This is a genomic window from Vibrio sp. 10N.247.311.12 (assembly GCF_041467515.1).
Classification (GTDB): Bacteria; Pseudomonadota; Gammaproteobacteria; order Enterobacterales; family Vibrionaceae; genus Vibrio; species Vibrio crassostreae_C.
In genome coordinates, this window is the sequence record NZ_JBFSUV010000055.1 from 1 (window position 1) to 15,396 (window position 15,396).

The window sequence follows — 15,396 nt, forward strand, 5'->3', positions numbered from 1 at the left end:
CCCGTAGAGGACTTTCACCTCCTAGATCAACGCCATGCTCGGCGCACAACAAAAAAACTCCGAGCTTTCACTCGGAGTTTTTAGTATCTAGCTTCTGTTGCTTCAGCGAGTTACAGTTCGATTGAAACCGTTTCACCGTCAACATTTAGCATTAGCGTGTTGCCTTCAAGCTTGTGAGACACTTCAACTTGCTCGCCTTCATTCTTATTAGGAACAAGAAGCGTCAGGATGTTGTGCTCTTTTGATGGCTTGAATTCCACTTCAACGTGACGGTGGATTTCAAGATCTTTGAACTCGTATGGGTCAACTTCGCCAAAACCTTCAACGTTCTTAACTGACGTGATGTTATCAGCAGACTCGTTGATGAAGTTTACGTCTAGGTGCGCAACTTCGCCACGGATAGTGAAAGACTTGTCTGCCACGTCGTTTGCGAAAGTTGTGTGCATTAGCCAAGTCATGTCTTTCTCTTCAGAAAGCGTTGCCTTGTCTTGCATTACGAATACTTTACCTTGAACAAACCAGACCTTACGCTTGTAAGATTCAATTTCAGGAACGAAGTACTTGTAAGATGCCGTTGCATCACCCTCAACCATCTTCACATCAGATTCAGTGTCGAAATCAGAGATGTTGCCGCCCGCTTCGATACAGAAGCGATCTTGGTGGTTTTCGTAGCCCGTGTTCTTGTTCTCGCCGTACTGACCTTTACCGCCAAATAGTGGAAGGTTCTTAGAGAACGTTTGACGACGCCATTTCGTGTGCATATCAACACCGAAACCACCGTAGTAGCCAGTGATTGACGCTAGCGTTTCACCGAATGCATGCAAGGTGAATGCGTTTTGGTCACCGTGAGAGTGGCTGATTGAGCCAAACGGAGAACATTTGAATACCATGTGAATATGGTTATCACGCTCAGTCATCTTGTTGTGGAATGCAGCCCAACCCGTGATTGGGAATACTTTCAACAGTGGATCATTCGATGGTGCTTTCTCTTCAGGTGCATCCCAAAGGAAGTTAAAGCGAAGATCGTCGTAACCGAAGTCCCACCAACCGAAGTTGTAGAATTTGGTGTGCGCTTCAGTATCACGGCCTTTCAGTTGGTTGTAGTACCAAACGTACTCAGGCTTCTGGTTAACACCTGCGTAGTGCTTAATGTTGTAAGCCAGTTTTAGACCTGGGAAATCACCGATTGAAGACTGGTCACAGAAGCTCGCGCGCTTAGAGTGAACAGGCATGCAGTAAAGCGGGAAATCACCTGTGTTTTCGTAGAATGTTTTGTTAAACATGTCTACGCCACAGTATGCTTTCAATAGATCGAATGCTTCGCCTAGGAATGCAGTTTGTGTGTTCCAGTAGTCAGGACCTTCAGCCCAACCGCCGTCTACACCGCCCCATGGTGGGTAGTGTACTGCGTAGTATTCTAGAGCGTATGCAATGTACTCGCCTGCTTTCGGGTGATCGTGGTAAAGCGCGATACACGTTGGGATGATAGCAGAAGAGATAGAACGAACACCGTGGCTGTTCAGTGGGTTGTTCAATAGATCAACCGTCACTTTCAGGTGGTGCATGATTTCGTCTAGACGCTCAATCAAAGCATCTTGAACTTGCTGACGTTCTTCATCTGTGAAGTAGCCGTGTAGCCAGTCGTAACCCCAAGCCATAGCCGCGATAACACGGAAAGCCGCTTCATCGTTATAGCCACGAGAAGTCACGCCTTCTGGATCGTACGTAGACAGTTTTAGAGTCCAAGCTTTTGCTTTAGCAATGAGCGCTTCGTCTTCTTTCACAACACCAGCAATTGCTAGGTTACGTGTCGCGTTCAGTGCCATTTGGCAATCAACGTACATTTGACGCCAGTAAGGACGCCATAGAGAAGCTTTACCTACCGTCTCAGCAGGGTACGCTTGAGGCTCTTCGAAAGGAGCAGTCTCAAGGAACTTAACTGTCGAGTTGTTGTAGAAGTCATCAAACATGCAGTGAGCTTCATCAGCTTTCACTTTCGCTTTGAATTCTTCTAACTGATCTGCTTGAACAAGAAGACGTGGACGTGCTTCGCTCAAGTTGTCTAGGAATGATAGGTCGAAGTCACGTTTCTGTACTTCGATAGGGAGTAGGTCTACAAGATTACCTGCTGAAGTATCATTCTCCAGCTTCATCTTCCTGATTGCATCAAGAGATTTTTGGTCGCTCATTCTAACTCACTTATTTTTCAAGTTGATTGAAAGGAATTAGCAATAATATACGTCTTATTGTAGGACAATTAAATCTATTTCGGTTCGATTGAACCATTTTGTACAGTTTTCGTGATTTAGGTCAGATATCTTCCACCTGACCGTTTTTCCGTTTCGCAGAGCAAAAAAAATGCGACGCCCTTTCGAGTCGTCGCATTCTATTATAATCGTTTTCTATGTATTAGCTTTCAGTTACTGCTTTCGCTTGCTTGCCGCCGTCATCGACCGCTTTAACCAATAGCACACCAACACCACCAACAATCACACCACAAAGTATGAAGACTAGACGTCCCCACATTGGGTTAGTGAGTAGAGCCATTAGCATGATACCGACACCCGCTACCGCAATCAGTTTACCAAGCATTTCACGCTGTTTGTTATCCAGTACTTTCTGTTCTGCTGACTCCGCAACTAATGGAGTAGACAGGTTACCGAAGAACTTATCAACGTCTGCTTGACGCTTCTCAGTTAATGGCTTGTAGAACAGAGTTGATAGGATGAAGAAACCACCTGTCAGCGTAATGTGAGCAATCAGACCGATAGCAACCTTAACATCAGACCATTCACGGCTTGTTAGCTCTTCTAGACCGAAGATTGAAGACACCATTTCAGCGTTAACAACGAAACCCACGTAGTAAGAAACAAAACCACCAACCACTAGCGTACCCCAACCAGCCCAGTCCGGAGTCTTCTTAATAAAGAAGCCAAGGAATGCAGGAATTGTCATTGGGAAGCCGATCAGTGCGCCTACATACATCATGGTATCGAACAGGCTCAAACCTTTAAGCGAGTTGATGAACTGTGCAATAAGGATGATAGCAATACCAAACACGGCAGAAGTAATCTTAGAAACCGTTACTAGTTCTTTTTCGCTAGCCGTACCTTTACGAACGATTGGTTCATAGAAGTTCTTAACAAAGATACCCGAGTTACGGTTTAGACCAGAATCCATTGAAGACATTGTCGCTGCAAACATCGCCGCAACTAGAAGGCCAACCATACCTGCTGGCATGTACTCTTGTACGAAATATAGGTAGGCAAAGTCACCCGCTTTCTTACCTGCTTCTGGGTAAGCTGCTGCTAGGTCGACACCTTGACCTGCAATGTACCAAGAAGGCATGAACCAGATAAATACACCACAAAGCATTAGCACACACGCTAGTAGCGCTGCTTTCTTCGCGTTCTTTGAGTCTTTAGCCGCTAGGTAACGGTAAGAGTTAAGCATGTTGTTAGTAATAGAGAACTGCTTCACGAAGATGAAGAATGCCCAAATGCTGAAGATGCTTAAGTAGTTAATGTTGTTACCAGAAAGGAAAGAACCGCCTTCCGCTACAGGGAAGTTATTCACGATTTCACCAACACCGCCACCTTGAACAACAGCAACAACAGCACATGTCACGGTTACTGCCATGATGATAACCATCTGCATAAAGTCAGATGCAATTACCGCCCATGAACCACCCGTTACAGACATTGCCAATACAACCAAACCGGTAATCCAGATAGTTGCTGTCATGTCGAAACCGAAGATACCAGAAGCGATGATTGCTAGTGCGTTTAACCATACACCGGCAGAAACAACACTGTTTGGCATTGAAGACCAAGTGAACACTTGTTCGTTAGTCGCACCGAAACGCATACGAATTGCTTCGATTACCGTTACTACACGTAGTTGACGGAACTTTGGAGCAAAATATGCGAAGTTCATGAAGTAACCAAATGCGTTGGCTACGAAGATGACCGCTACTGCAAAACCATCGTTATACGCTTTACCTGCCGCACCGGTGAATGTCCATGCACTAAACTGGGTCATAAAGGCGGTTGCACCAACCATCCACCACAACATGTTACCGCCCCCGCGGAAGTAGTCACTGGTGGTACTTGTAAATGTTCTAAACATCCAACCTATCGCAATCAAGAATAGGAAATAAATGCCGACAATAATCGTGTTGAGTTCCATCGTGTATCCTTTGTCCGTTGTATTTTGTTACGATGACTATAGGAAATCTCAAACTTTATTTGTAGTACAATAATCCAAATAAGTGATGGCGATCTTATTTTGATTGATTAAGTTAATTATATATATGACATAGGATGGAATATGGCCAATCCATCAAGGCAATTACTGGTGTTTGAGGTAAAAACTCAAAAAACAAGGCCAAAGAACATCACACCCATTAAAATCAAAGACTTATGAGAAAGTGAGACTTTGCACACTTATTAACAAATACAACCAAACACATATAAATATAAAATCCTCAAAAATAATAAAAGCCAAATCAGAGCTAAATCACCCTCATTTATCACACAATAAACCAGCGTTTTTTATCTATTGAGAGTGGATAATTTCATTAGAATTCTACTTAAATTAATCAATATAGAAGAGGCATATCCAGTTCAAACGATGGTAGATTCAAAATATACAAAAATGAAAAATCATGGATGAGGCATAATTATTTGGGGGTCGAGAGTGTCTAAAAACGAATATCGAGCGTAATATTATTTTTATTATGATGGTAAAGAGAACGACCGCTAGGCGTATACAAGAAGGAACTGGCTTAAGAAGGAGTTAAGCGAGGATGAACCAAAACAGTGCCACACATGGTGCAACACGCTTTCTAAAAACAAAAAAGCATGCACTTGGCATACCTTTTTGATTGGTTCAAATGAAGTTGAAAACCGTGTTTAGCTTGCAGTGGCTAAACGGTGGTTAGCGTCTTGCAAGTGAGCGGCTGACATTGTACGAGCTTTTTCACTGTCGCCAGCCATAATCGCTTCATAGATTCTACGGTGTTCATTGATACATGTGCTGCCCTCTTCAGAAGAGTGCACGATGAAGTTAACGAACATGGTCGTCAGAATATTGCCGAATGGCAGGTAGAAATCGTTACCTGTCGCATTAAAGATCAAGCTATGGAAACGAGTATCGATGTCTGTCCAACGTTCTTGGTCAAACACTTCTGCGTCATCCACTTCAACCATCTTCTGGAAGATCTCTGAAAGCTCGATACGTTGCTCAGCAGTCGCAAATTTTGCAGCTAATGCACACGCTTCAGGTTCAATCGCACGGCGAAGGCCTAAAAACTGAGAACAGAATTGGTCTATGTCGGTTAGACCATCCATCCATTCAATCAGTTGAGGATCAAGAAAGTTCCAGTATGCGCGATCTACTACACGAGTACCGATTTTCGGGCGGGACTCTAACAGACCTTTAGAAGTCAGTAGTTTAACGGCTTCACGAAGTGCCGTACGGCTGATACCAAACTGTTCACACAGCGCCATTTCACCAGGAATAATAGAACCTTGTGGCAGTTCACCAGACAAGATTCCACGAGCGATTTCACGCGCTACTTGCACGTGCAGGCTGCGCTTCGAGCCCGAGATTGAATTAAAAGTGCTAACCATAAGTTCACTTATTTTATATGTTATGTTTATGTATTATTTAAGGATCACTATAACAGGATTTCAACCTAGCGCCAATTGAGTAAATTAGCAACGAGTCGTGCCCTATTAATTTACTCAATGAATCAAACACTTATAAAGCATCTAACTCCATACCGCTAGAAACATTATGTTACACCATTCATAAATCCGTCATCAAAAGGCATCGGTTCTGTCATCCTCGATTCCTATACTTCCTTCCAACAAATCACTCAATTGGACTGACATAATGAAACCGACAAAAACAAATCTCACGCTTAAGAGCGCTATTACTGCTGCGCTGATTTTTTCTGGTTCTGCATTAGCAATGGATACACGATACGAAGATCGCTCTGGCAACTTGGTTGCTGATGTTCCTCAAGATGAATCACAATGGGTTGACCCAAACACGCTAATTTTTGCTTATACGCCAGTTGAAGATCCTGCAGTATACGCTGATGTGTGGAGCGAGTTTTTGAGCCACCTTGAAAAAACAACGGAAAAGACGGTTCGTTTCTTCCCTGTTCAAAATAACGCTGCTCAAATTGAAGCAATGCGTTCAGGTCGCCTACATATCGCAGGTTTCAACACAGGTTCTACACCACTGGCGGTTAACTGTGCAGGCTTTGCCCCATTCACAATGATGGCTGCAGAAGATGGCTCTTTCGGTTACGAAATGGAAATCATCACTTACCCTGGTTCTGGCATTGAGAAAGTGGAAGACCTAAAAGATAAGAACCTAGCGTTCACATCACAAACGTCTAACTCTGGCTTCAAAGCACCTTCTGCGATTTTGGACGCTGAATACCAACTTCAACCTGACCGAGATTTCAAACCAGCATTCTCTGGCGCACACGACAACTCTATTTTGGGTGTGGCGCACAAAGATTACGATGCTGCAGCAGTTGCTAACTCAGTATTGAACCGCATGCTTTCACGCGATGTTGTGAAAGAAGACCAAATCAAGAGCATCTACAAATCTCAAACCTTCCCGACTACCGCTTACGGCACAGCGCACAACCTGACGCCAGAGCTGCAAGAGAAGATTCAAAAAGCGTTCTTCACTTTCGATTGGGAAGGCACAAAGCTTCAAGAAGAATTTGAACGTAACGGCGAAGCGCAGTTCGTTCCTATTACTTACAAAGAGCACTGGGAAGTGATCCGCACTATCGATACGGCAAACAAAGTCTCTTACACGTGTAGCTAAGTTCAACCGAACTAAAAAGCCAATCACACACCGATAAAACTAACTGCAGGTGTAATCGCCTGCAGTTATTCACCACTCTTTCCGGTTTACTTTCCATGCCTGTCTCAGGCGAACTCTTAGTACACCGCTCTTATAGGAATTCTATGTCTACTCTTACCCTTAAAGGGCTTACCAAGCACTACTCCAGTTCTGATAAAGCCCTTACCAACGTTAGCTTGTCGGTCAATGCCGGTGAAGTGGTTGGTTTAATTGGTCCATCTGGTGCGGGTAAATCAACGCTTATCCGTTGTATTAATCGGCTCACCGAACCCACCAGCGGCGAAGTGATCTTTTCCAATACCAATCTAGAAACGCTGTCTAAGCGACAACTGAGACAATCACGCCGTGAAATCGGGATGATTTTCCAAGAGTACGCGCTGATTGAGCGTTTGACGGTGATGGAAAACGTACTTTCAGGACGTTTGGGTTACGTGAATTTCTGGCAAAGCTTTACTCGCCGTTTCCCTGAATCGGATATCCAAGCCGCTTATGCGCTACTCGACCGTGTTGGATTGTTAGAACACGCCAATAAAAGGGCCGATGCTCTGTCGGGTGGTCAGCGTCAACGTGTTGGTATTGCACGTGCACTTGCTCAGAAACCGAAATTACTGTTGATTGATGAACCAACGGCCGCACTTGATCCACGTACAGCGCGCCAAATCATGCGACTGATCAGTGAGATTTGTTCAGAGCAACAGCTCCCTGCCATCATCAATATTCACGATGTTCAATTAGCAAAGCAGTTTGTTGACCGTGTTGTCGGCTTAAATGCAGGTTGTGTCGTATTTGATGACAAACCAAACCTGCTCACTGAATATGTTTTAACGCAAATCTACGGTGAAGAAGACTGGAGTCAACAAGCAGAAGAAGAGGCCGATGACCTCATCATCACAAGTCCTCGCCTGTCTGAGGCAACAATATGACTCAACCATATCCAAATCAAGTTCAGCAGCATTTAAAGTCAGGAAAACAGAATTCCAAACAATACCCGACACAGTGGACAAAGCCGCCACTGATTTCTAGCCCATGGTTACGCTGGAGCTTAATCATCATTGTCGCGGTTTACTTGTACCTTGCGACTCAATCGGTACACGTCAACTGGACTCGAATTTACGAAGGCAGCGAACGCGGCTGGCAGTTCATTTTGGCTTTCATGAACCCAGATTTTGGTGGCCGATGGAACAACATCTCACAAGGTTTGATTGAGAGTTTAACCATGACCCTGACATCAACCGTGGCGGGTGTCCTTCTTTCAATCCCATTCGGATTAGGCGCAGCGAAAAACCTTGCCCCTACGCCTGTTTACCTATTCTGTCGTGCGTTTATTTCGGTTGCTCGTAGCTTACAAGAAATCATCGTTGCGATTCTGTGTGTCGCTCTATTTGGCTTTGGTACGTTTGCGGGTTTTGTCACGCTCACCTTCGCGACCATCGGCTTTCTCGCAAAACTGTTTGCCGATGAAATTGAAGCCATTGACCCAGCACCACTCACCGCAATGCGTGCAACGGGCGCGAGTTGGTTACAACAGGTGAATTACGCAATTCAAGCACAGGTGATGCCGCGCTTCATCGGACTTTCTATGTACCGACTCGACATCAACTTTCGTGAGTCAGCCGTGATTGGCATTGTTGGCGCAGGTGGTATCGGCGCAACGTTAAACACAGCAATGGACCGTTACGAATACAGCGCAGCAGCCGCTATTCTATTGATTATTATCGTGATTGTGATGTTGTGTGAATACCTATCAACCATCATCCGTAAGCATGTGCAGTAAGGAACGACCAATGAGCACGCTAAATGAAACACCGACAAGCGCCATCAATCGTACCCAATGGCAGCGTTACGACAGTAAACAGAGCCTCATCCTTTGGCTGGGCTGGCTTTGCTTTGTTGCTTTGACAGTATTCGCATGGCAAGTCATGAACAAAGATACGATTTGGTACTTTGTGACTGACTCACCCAACCAATTTGCTGATATCTCTTCACGTATGTGGCCACCAAGATGGAGCTACTTAGAGTCTCTTTGGAGTCCGTTGTGGGACACCATTAACATCGCGACACTTGGCACACTGTTGGGGATAGTACTAGCGTTTCCAGTTGCGTTCTTAGCGGCACGTAATACAACGCCAAGCATGACGTTTATCAGACCTATCGCGCTGTTCATCATCGCAGCAAGTCGTTCAATCAACTCGCTAATTTGGGCTTTATTGTTGGTAGCAATCATCGGCCCAGGCTTGTTGGCCGGTATCATTGCGATTGCGCTACGTTCGATTGGTTTTGTGGCGAAGTTAATGTATGAAGCGATTGAAGAAGTGAATGCAACACAGATGTCTGCAATCCAATCGACTGGAGCTTCTCCGCTGCAGGTATTGAACTACGGTATTCTTCCGCAAGTGATGCCAAGTTTCATCGGCACGAGCTTGTTCCGCTGGGATATCAATATTCGTGAGTCTACCGTCTTAGGTTTGGTGGGCGCTGGCGGTATCGGCTTAAAACTGCAAGAGTCGATGGCGATGCTGGCATGGCCTCAAGTGACTGTGATTTTCTGTGCGATTCTAGTGACGGTCATCTTCTCCGAATGGGTGGCAGCCAAAGCAAGAAAAGCCCTTATCTAAATAATAAAAACAACGTCAAATAGACGGTTAGTTAGGATCAAAGCCTACTCAGTGAGTAGGCTTTTCGTTTGTTGCAACGTGATAAACATTTTTCACCATCAGAACCGCACTTCGTTGACCACAGTCCCTACCCCTTCAATCGTGACACTCACTTGGTCCTTGTCGGACAAAGCATAAGTTCTACCTGGCGTGCCCATGAAAATTAGATCGCCCGGTTTGAGGGTAAAATAATGGCTCAAATAGCTCACGACTTTTCTTGGCTTGTGGATCATGAACGAAGTATTTTCTTGTTGAACCACTTTACCGTTAACACGAGTGGTTAACTCAACATTGTTGTAATCAATGCCGCGCACAATTGTGTTGCCAACTGGGCCAAAACCATCGGAAGCTTTCGCTCGGAGCCATTGTAAATCGGCGCCTTGCCAACTTCTTTCAGTAATATCGTTGCCCACCGTGACGCCAAAGATCGCTTGTTCGGCTTCTTCTTCACTGGCTTGACTGAGCTCTCTACCAATCACAACCACCAGCTCGCCTTCAAAATGAACATTTCTTGCTTTTGGTGGCACTTGAATCACTTCGCCCGTGAGAATCAAAGAAGAAGGAAGTTTAAGAAACATCGGCGGTGGTGCATCGGCAGGTGAGGCTAAGTGGCTAGCGAAGTTCATCCCGACGGCGAAGACTTTCTCTGGTTTTGTCGGTAGTAACACCTCAACCGACTCTAACGGGATCGAATTTTTTGCTACCGAATATTCGCCAAAGAGATCGCCGCTGACCGGTAACACAACGTCATTGTCTAGCTTTCCATAGCTGACTTTGTCTTGGTATTTAAAACGGACAAAATGCTCACTGCTCACCTCAACACTGTTATTTTCTGCCGCCAATGCGACACCAGACATCGCAACTATTGCCAATAACCACTTCATCCTTGAATCCCTTTATTTTTAAATCCTAAACTATACTTTAGCCCACTCTGTAAGATTCGAAGGAAAAGGGAAGCTCCGTTGCCCCATCCTCTTTCCCCCCTTCTTATAAAAGCAGCACGCATAAAAAAACCGAGCAACTCGCAGTGAGTTACTCGGTTTGACTTATTCCCGATGTATTCAGTCGTTGTTGGTATCAACGAACGATTTGCAATCACGACTGAATTCAATGTGATGCTTCGTTCCCGCAAAGCACCACATCAATACATGCCATCGTTAAACGGCATGTATGTTAATCATTTACAGTTGAGCAAATGATCCTTCCCACGAGTATGTCTCACCCGCGAACTCAACAGTGTGAGTTGCTTGCTGCGTGTCTTCAGCTTGGTTTGAGATACCGTAGTGGTAAGTGTTACCAGAAGTAGTCTGAATGCGAACAACAGTCCCGACACTGTTATGGCCCACAACAGATACTGATTTAACTAGACCACGAGCGCCTACAGAGGCTTCGATAGACTCGTTAAAGTAACCATGCGTTTCTAGTACAGAAGCAAACACGTGGTTTTGACCAGACTGACGTAAGATGAACGCAGGCTCACTCTTAAGGTTGAAGTCTGGATCGTTAGCACCAGTGCGAGCAAAAATCACTTCGCTGCCCGCATTCGCGCTGGTTACTAGGCTGTAGTAGCTGCTGTCATGTAGCCAGCTTACTAGAGAACCTTCTTCGTTCACTTTGCCTGAAGCAACGTTCCATAAATGTTGGTAACCGTTGTCTTCACCTAATGGCTTAAGCGTTGTTTCCATGTTGTAATCGAAGTCAGTGCGAATGATTTGACCCGAGTGGTGAACTGGTAAGTCGTACTGGTGCTCAGCGTCAGCTTCGATGCGGTACACATCAATTACTAGCGGTTTTTCGAACTCAGGTAGTTCAGCAAGAATCACGCTGCGTTGCATGTCTACGCCAGTGTAGTACTCAGAAATTGTGCCGCTCATACCTTGTAGCGACTGGTCGTCTGCTACGAAGAAGTGCTTCTGACCAAACTTAGACTCAGCCAATGCTGTGTTGAAGTTGTTCTGCGTTTTCTGATCAACCGTTACTGTGTTGTGAGCAACCGTCTGCTTACAGTAAGACTTGTTCTCCGGGATGTAACGACCGCCAAACTTAGGCTCAACGTTTACCCAACGACCGAAGCCGTAATCGTGCAGCACTTCGTGGCCACGGTTGAATACGCTTAGGTGCAAGCCATCGTAGTGACCATGGTCTAGCGCAGAATGGTACTGGTGGTCTGAACCGTGCTGACCAAACCAGATCAACGCCATTGTGTCGTCGTCTTGCACATCACGGTGACGAAGGATGCTTACGCCGCCTTTTTCGCCTTCAGGCCCGTCTGTTACAAACAGGCTACCCCAGTTGAATGGTTTGATGTCGTCTGCTGCATCAACCGCATCAGACAGTGTTTTACCAGAAGCATGAACCCAAACATTTTTTTGGTGATCAGCCATACCAAGCAGAGTTTCAGTCTGCTCGTAACGGTGGTAACACACAGACGTCGCCATGATAACCCCTTCATCGTTGATAGAAATCGTCTTCGATGAATCGTTCAGAGCAGGCAATGTGCCGTCTGGGAATGCCGTTTTGAATACAGAGTAAGACGTTGTCTTGATCACTGAATCGTTGAATTCATAGATACCAACTTCAGGCTGACGACGTTCAATCGCCTCTGCAAACAGGTAGATTGGACGTAGCGAGAAACGGTGGTAGTAAGGACCTTCCATGTAGTAGCCGTCTGGCGAGAACAGTTGGTCAAGTTGCGCTAGGAAACCGCCGCTTACTTTGTCCAATTTCAGGCCGTAAAGTGCTTTATCTACAGACTCTTGATCGTTGATCGCGTAACCACAGATACCTACCGCCGCCACTGCCCATAAGCCGTGGTTGTGTACGATATCGAAGTCGTGTGCGTAAGTAACAACGAACATTTCGATCATTTGCTTCAGAAGATCGTCTTCGATAAGACGCTTCTGCTCTTCAGAGATAGTGTGGTAAATGCAGCTGTACGCACAAGAAGCGTAAAGCATCCACATGTTCTCGTTCAACGTTTGGTGGAACAGCTTACCCGGAGGGTTAGTGTCACGGCTTACGTTGCTTTCCAATGTTGGGTATACCGTCGCGTACGCAGTTAGCATATCAACGATGTAATCACGGTACTTTGTTTCCTCTGTGATCAGGAACAAACGACCCGCTAGATCCATATGGATGTAGTTTTGCTTGTGACGGTTGTGCTCGTAACCGCCACCTTCACCGTGACCTGGTACTTCGATGCCAACTTCTGCCATGTACGCGTCAGTTTGTTTAATGTCACGAGTCAGTGCGTTACCTAAAAGGCTATCCTTGCCAAGTTCTTTACGAAGCTCTGCTGCTTCATCAAAGTTAAGTAAAAGTGGTTGATAGCTCATTATTATTTCCCCTGCTCTGCTCTGCTTGCTAATTCTGGGTTTAAAGTTGTCTCTACTGAGTAGAAGCCTGTCCAGCTGTATACTTTGCCGTTCAGTTCTACCTTGTGTTCAGTGTTGTCAGTCGCACCAAGTTGGTTGCTGATCATCACGGTCACATTTGATTTTTCTGTGCTGATTTCGACGACTGAACCTACATTTGTATGCGCGACAACCTTGATGTCTTTCACAACGCCGCGAGCATTGACTGATTGCTCGAACTCTTCGTTGAAGTAACCGTGCGTTTCAAGAACAGAAGCGAACAGTGTTGTTTCGCCCTTGCTACGTAGAATGAAAGCAGGCTCTGAGCGTAGGTTGAAGCTTGGGTCATTCGCGCCAGTGCGAGTAAAGATAACTTCAGCATTGTCGTTAGACGTTGCACCTAACCATGTGTAGTAGGTGTTGTTCTGTAGCCAGCTTACCAGTGCTGTGCCCTTCACTTCACCGCTTGCCACGTTCCATAGGTGTTGGTAACCGAAGTCTTCACCTAGCGTGTTCAGCTCTTTGTTTGCTTGGTATTCAAAGCTAGTGCGAACAATCTGACCTTGATATTGGTGTGAGTAGTCGTACTGATGCTCACCTTCACCGCCTTTCTCAGAATCTAAACGGTAAAGATCTAATAGTAGCGGAGATTCTAATTCTTCAAGGTTTAGCATGAACACGCTGCGTTGCATGTCAAAACCTTCGTAATGATCGTTAGCAAATGCGCTCATGCCATTGATTTGCTCGTCTTCTACTTTGAAGAAGTGTGGCAAGCCGTGTACTGCATCTGCACGTTCAACGTCAAAGTTGTTCTGACATTTTTCATCAATCGTTACTGCGTTATGTGCAATTGTTTGACGAGCGTAAGATTTGTTTTCGTCTAGGTAACGGCCGCCGAATTTAGGCTCAACGTTCACCCAACGACAGAAACCGTATTCACGCAGTACTTCTTGACCACGGTTGAAGAAAGAAATACCCAGCGTATCAAAGTTACCGTGACCCATGCCGTGTTGGCCGTAGTTCATAACAAGTTGAGAAACGTCGCCTTTCTTATCCTGCATACGGATAAAGCCTTGCGCGCCGTTGTGACCTTGAGGGCCTTCGTTCAATTCAACACTTGGCCAGAAAGGCATGCCGATTTCTTTCTCAGCAGACGCTGCTTCGTAGGCTTTAGATAGCTCAAGACCACATGGATGCATCCAAACTGCGTCTTGAATCTTCGCCATACCAAGAATGTTTTGGTCTACGCCGTTTTCAGAAGAGTAATGCTTGCTGTAAACACTTACTGCAACCTGAACACCCATGTCTGTAATACCCATAGTACGAGAAGCATCATTCAGAGCCGGGAACTCACCGTTCGGGTAAGCCGTCGCCAGCATCGCTTGTACTGTGTTACCAATCACGCCGCCTTTGTAGTTGTAGATATCCACTTCAGGCATATGACGGTGAATCACTTCAGCGAACACACACGTTGGACGAATCGCATAACGGTGGTAGTAAGGACCTTCCATGTAGTAGCCAGAAGGTGCAAACAGCTGAGAAACTTGCGCTAGGAAGCCGCCAGTGTCGTTACGGTCAATGCCGTACACCGACATTTCAAGGTATTCACGCTTGCCAAGAGCAAGACCACAAATACCGACAGCCGCTACTGCCCAAATACCGTGATTGTGAATTCGGTCGAAGTCGTGTGCGTATTTAACCGTGAACATTTCTAACATTGGTTCAAAAATGCGAGACTCAATATTGTCGCGTTGTTCTTGTGTCAGGGTTGAAGCAACACAAGAGTAAGCTAAGCTTGAGAACATTAACCAGCAGTGTTCGTTCAGGATTTGGTGGAACAAACGACCTGTAGGGTTAGTGTTTTTCTGTACGTGGTAATCAAACGTTAGGTATTTATCTGCGTACTCTTCTAGTAATTCTGTAACAAAGTCAGCGTACTTTTGCTCTTTAGTGATCAAGAACATGCGACCAGCTAGATTCATGTACGTGTAATTTTGCTTATGGCGGTTATGTTCGTAACCCCCAGCTTCACCATGACCTGGGACATCAATAGGTAAACGCATGAATGCTTCTAGATCTTTCGCGTTCGCTGCAATGGTTTTGCCCATTAAGCTAGAACGGCCCACTTCAAGATGAAGCTGCTCGATTTCTGCTTCAGTCAACAATACTGGTTTAGTCGTCATATTCTTTGTCACCCTCAATAAAGAGTTTATCTGCTTAAACTTTGATTAAATTTTCAAACTCCATATAAAGTAATACAATATGAACTTTAATTATACCTATTCGTCGCTAAATGATGAGTAGAGTCACATAATTAGCCATAAGTCATTGATGTAGCTGGCTAATGGTAAATATTAACCATTTATTAAGTTGTTGATTTATTTACGCTATATAAAGTATCGCTTGATCAATATCACACAAATTTAGATATATTGTATTACAATTAGGCTCATTCCCTTATGATGGATGCAAGTTAAGTAACACTTAAAAGATTT

At 45.1% G+C, this 15,396-nt stretch carries 10 protein-coding genes; 4 read left to right on the top strand and 6 right to left on the bottom strand.

The features are described from left to right. Positions 1 to 110: 110 nt before the first annotated feature. The 3 genes from AB6E30_RS19755 to AB6E30_RS19765 all read right to left on the bottom strand — a co-directional run bounded on the left by AB6E30_RS19755 (position 111) and on the right by AB6E30_RS19765 (position 5,633). Positions 111 to 2,189 carry a DUF4962 domain-containing protein gene (locus tag AB6E30_RS19755; protein WP_017063616.1) on the bottom strand — a complete coding sequence of 693 codons (2,079 nt, stop codon included), beginning with the start codon at positions 2,187 to 2,189 and terminating at the stop codon, positions 111 to 113. A 220-nt stretch (positions 2,190 to 2,409) separates the two neighbouring features. After that, positions 2,410 to 4,188, bottom strand: coding sequence for a sodium:solute symporter family transporter (locus AB6E30_RS19760; protein ID WP_017061477.1), 1,779 nt, complete (start codon positions 4,186 to 4,188; stop codon positions 2,410 to 2,412). 725 nt (positions 4,189 to 4,913) lie between these two features. Beyond that, positions 4,914 to 5,633, bottom strand: coding sequence for a FadR/GntR family transcriptional regulator (locus AB6E30_RS19765; RefSeq protein WP_048613948.1), 720 nt, complete (start codon positions 5,631 to 5,633; stop codon positions 4,914 to 4,916). Positions 5,634 to 5,898: 265 nt separating this feature from the next. Here AB6E30_RS19765 and phnD point away from each other — a divergent pair, with 265 nt between their 5' ends. The 4 genes from phnD (at position 5,899) to phnE (AB6E30_RS19785) (ending at position 9,509) form a co-directional block, all read left to right on the top strand. After that, entirely contained in the window at positions 5,899 to 6,855 is a 957-nt protein-coding gene (gene phnD / locus AB6E30_RS19770; protein ID WP_048607068.1) for a phosphate/phosphite/phosphonate ABC transporter substrate-binding protein, read from the top strand. Between the two features lie 143 nt (positions 6,856 to 6,998). After that, positions 6,999 to 7,817: a phosphonate ABC transporter ATP-binding protein gene (gene phnC / locus AB6E30_RS19775; RefSeq protein ID WP_102320520.1), complete on the top strand. Its 819-nt coding sequence runs from the start codon at positions 6,999 to 7,001 to the stop codon at positions 7,815 to 7,817. Further along, on the top strand, positions 7,814 to 8,668 hold the full coding sequence (phnE, locus tag AB6E30_RS19780) for a phosphonate ABC transporter, permease protein PhnE (RefSeq protein ID WP_052878558.1): 855 nt from the start codon (positions 7,814 to 7,816) through the stop codon (positions 8,666 to 8,668). Before phnC ends, phnE (AB6E30_RS19780) begins: the two co-directional genes overlap by 4 nt. A 10-nt stretch (positions 8,669 to 8,678) precedes the next feature. Beyond that, positions 8,679 to 9,509, top strand: a complete 831-nt coding sequence (phnE, locus tag AB6E30_RS19785; RefSeq protein WP_137001662.1) for a phosphonate ABC transporter, permease protein PhnE — start codon at positions 8,679 to 8,681, stop codon at positions 9,507 to 9,509. 98 nt (positions 9,510 to 9,607) lie between these two features. Here the strand turns inward: phnE (AB6E30_RS19785) and AB6E30_RS19790 are convergent, their stop codons facing one another. The 3 genes from AB6E30_RS19790 to AB6E30_RS19800 all read right to left on the bottom strand — a co-directional run bounded on the left by AB6E30_RS19790 (position 9,608) and on the right by AB6E30_RS19800 (position 15,084). Next, on the bottom strand, positions 9,608 to 10,405 hold the full coding sequence (locus AB6E30_RS19790) for a fumarylacetoacetate hydrolase family protein (RefSeq protein WP_372104975.1): 798 nt from the start codon (positions 10,403 to 10,405) through the stop codon (positions 9,608 to 9,610). A 324-nt stretch (positions 10,406 to 10,729) separates the two neighbouring features. Then, on the bottom strand, positions 10,730 to 12,883 hold the full coding sequence (locus AB6E30_RS19795; protein WP_372104967.1) for a heparinase II/III family protein: 2,154 nt from the start codon (positions 12,881 to 12,883) through the stop codon (positions 10,730 to 10,732). A 2-nt stretch (positions 12,884 to 12,885) separates the two neighbouring features. Beyond that, positions 12,886 to 15,084, bottom strand: coding sequence for a heparinase II/III family protein (locus AB6E30_RS19800; RefSeq protein ID WP_372104969.1), 2,199 nt, complete (start codon positions 15,082 to 15,084; stop codon positions 12,886 to 12,888). Positions 15,085 to 15,396 lie beyond the last annotated feature (312 nt).

What these genes read in the sequence shown, in the direction of transcription:
- AB6E30_RS19800 (WP_372104969.1), bottom strand. Translation starts at nt 15,084, where the DNA reads ATGACGACTAAACCAGTATTGTTGACTGAAGCAGAAATCGAGCAGCTT.
- phnE (WP_137001662.1), top strand. Translation starts at nt 8,679, where the DNA reads ATGAGCACGCTAAATGAAACACCGACAAGCGCCATCAATCGTACCCAA.
- AB6E30_RS19765 (WP_048613948.1), bottom strand. Translation starts at nt 5,633, where the DNA reads ATGGTTAGCACTTTTAATTCAATCTCGGGCTCGAAGCGCAGCCTGCAC.
- AB6E30_RS19760 (WP_017061477.1), bottom strand. Translation starts at nt 4,188, where the DNA reads ATGGAACTCAACACGATTATTGTCGGCATTTATTTCCTATTCTTGATT.
- phnD (WP_048607068.1), top strand. Translation starts at nt 5,899, where the DNA reads ATGAAACCGACAAAAACAAATCTCACGCTTAAGAGCGCTATTACTGCT.
- AB6E30_RS19790 (WP_372104975.1), bottom strand. Translation starts at nt 10,405, where the DNA reads ATGTCTGGTGTCGCATTGGCGGCAGAAAATAACAGTGTTGAGGTGAGC.
- AB6E30_RS19755 (WP_017063616.1), bottom strand. Translation starts at nt 2,189, where the DNA reads ATGAGCGACCAAAAATCTCTTGATGCAATCAGGAAGATGAAGCTGGAG.
- AB6E30_RS19795 (WP_372104967.1), bottom strand. Translation starts at nt 12,883, where the DNA reads ATGAGCTATCAACCACTTTTACTTAACTTTGATGAAGCAGCAGAGCTT.
- phnE (WP_052878558.1), top strand. Translation starts at nt 7,814, where the DNA reads ATGACTCAACCATATCCAAATCAAGTTCAGCAGCATTTAAAGTCAGGA.
- phnC (WP_102320520.1), top strand. Translation starts at nt 6,999, where the DNA reads ATGTCTACTCTTACCCTTAAAGGGCTTACCAAGCACTACTCCAGTTCT.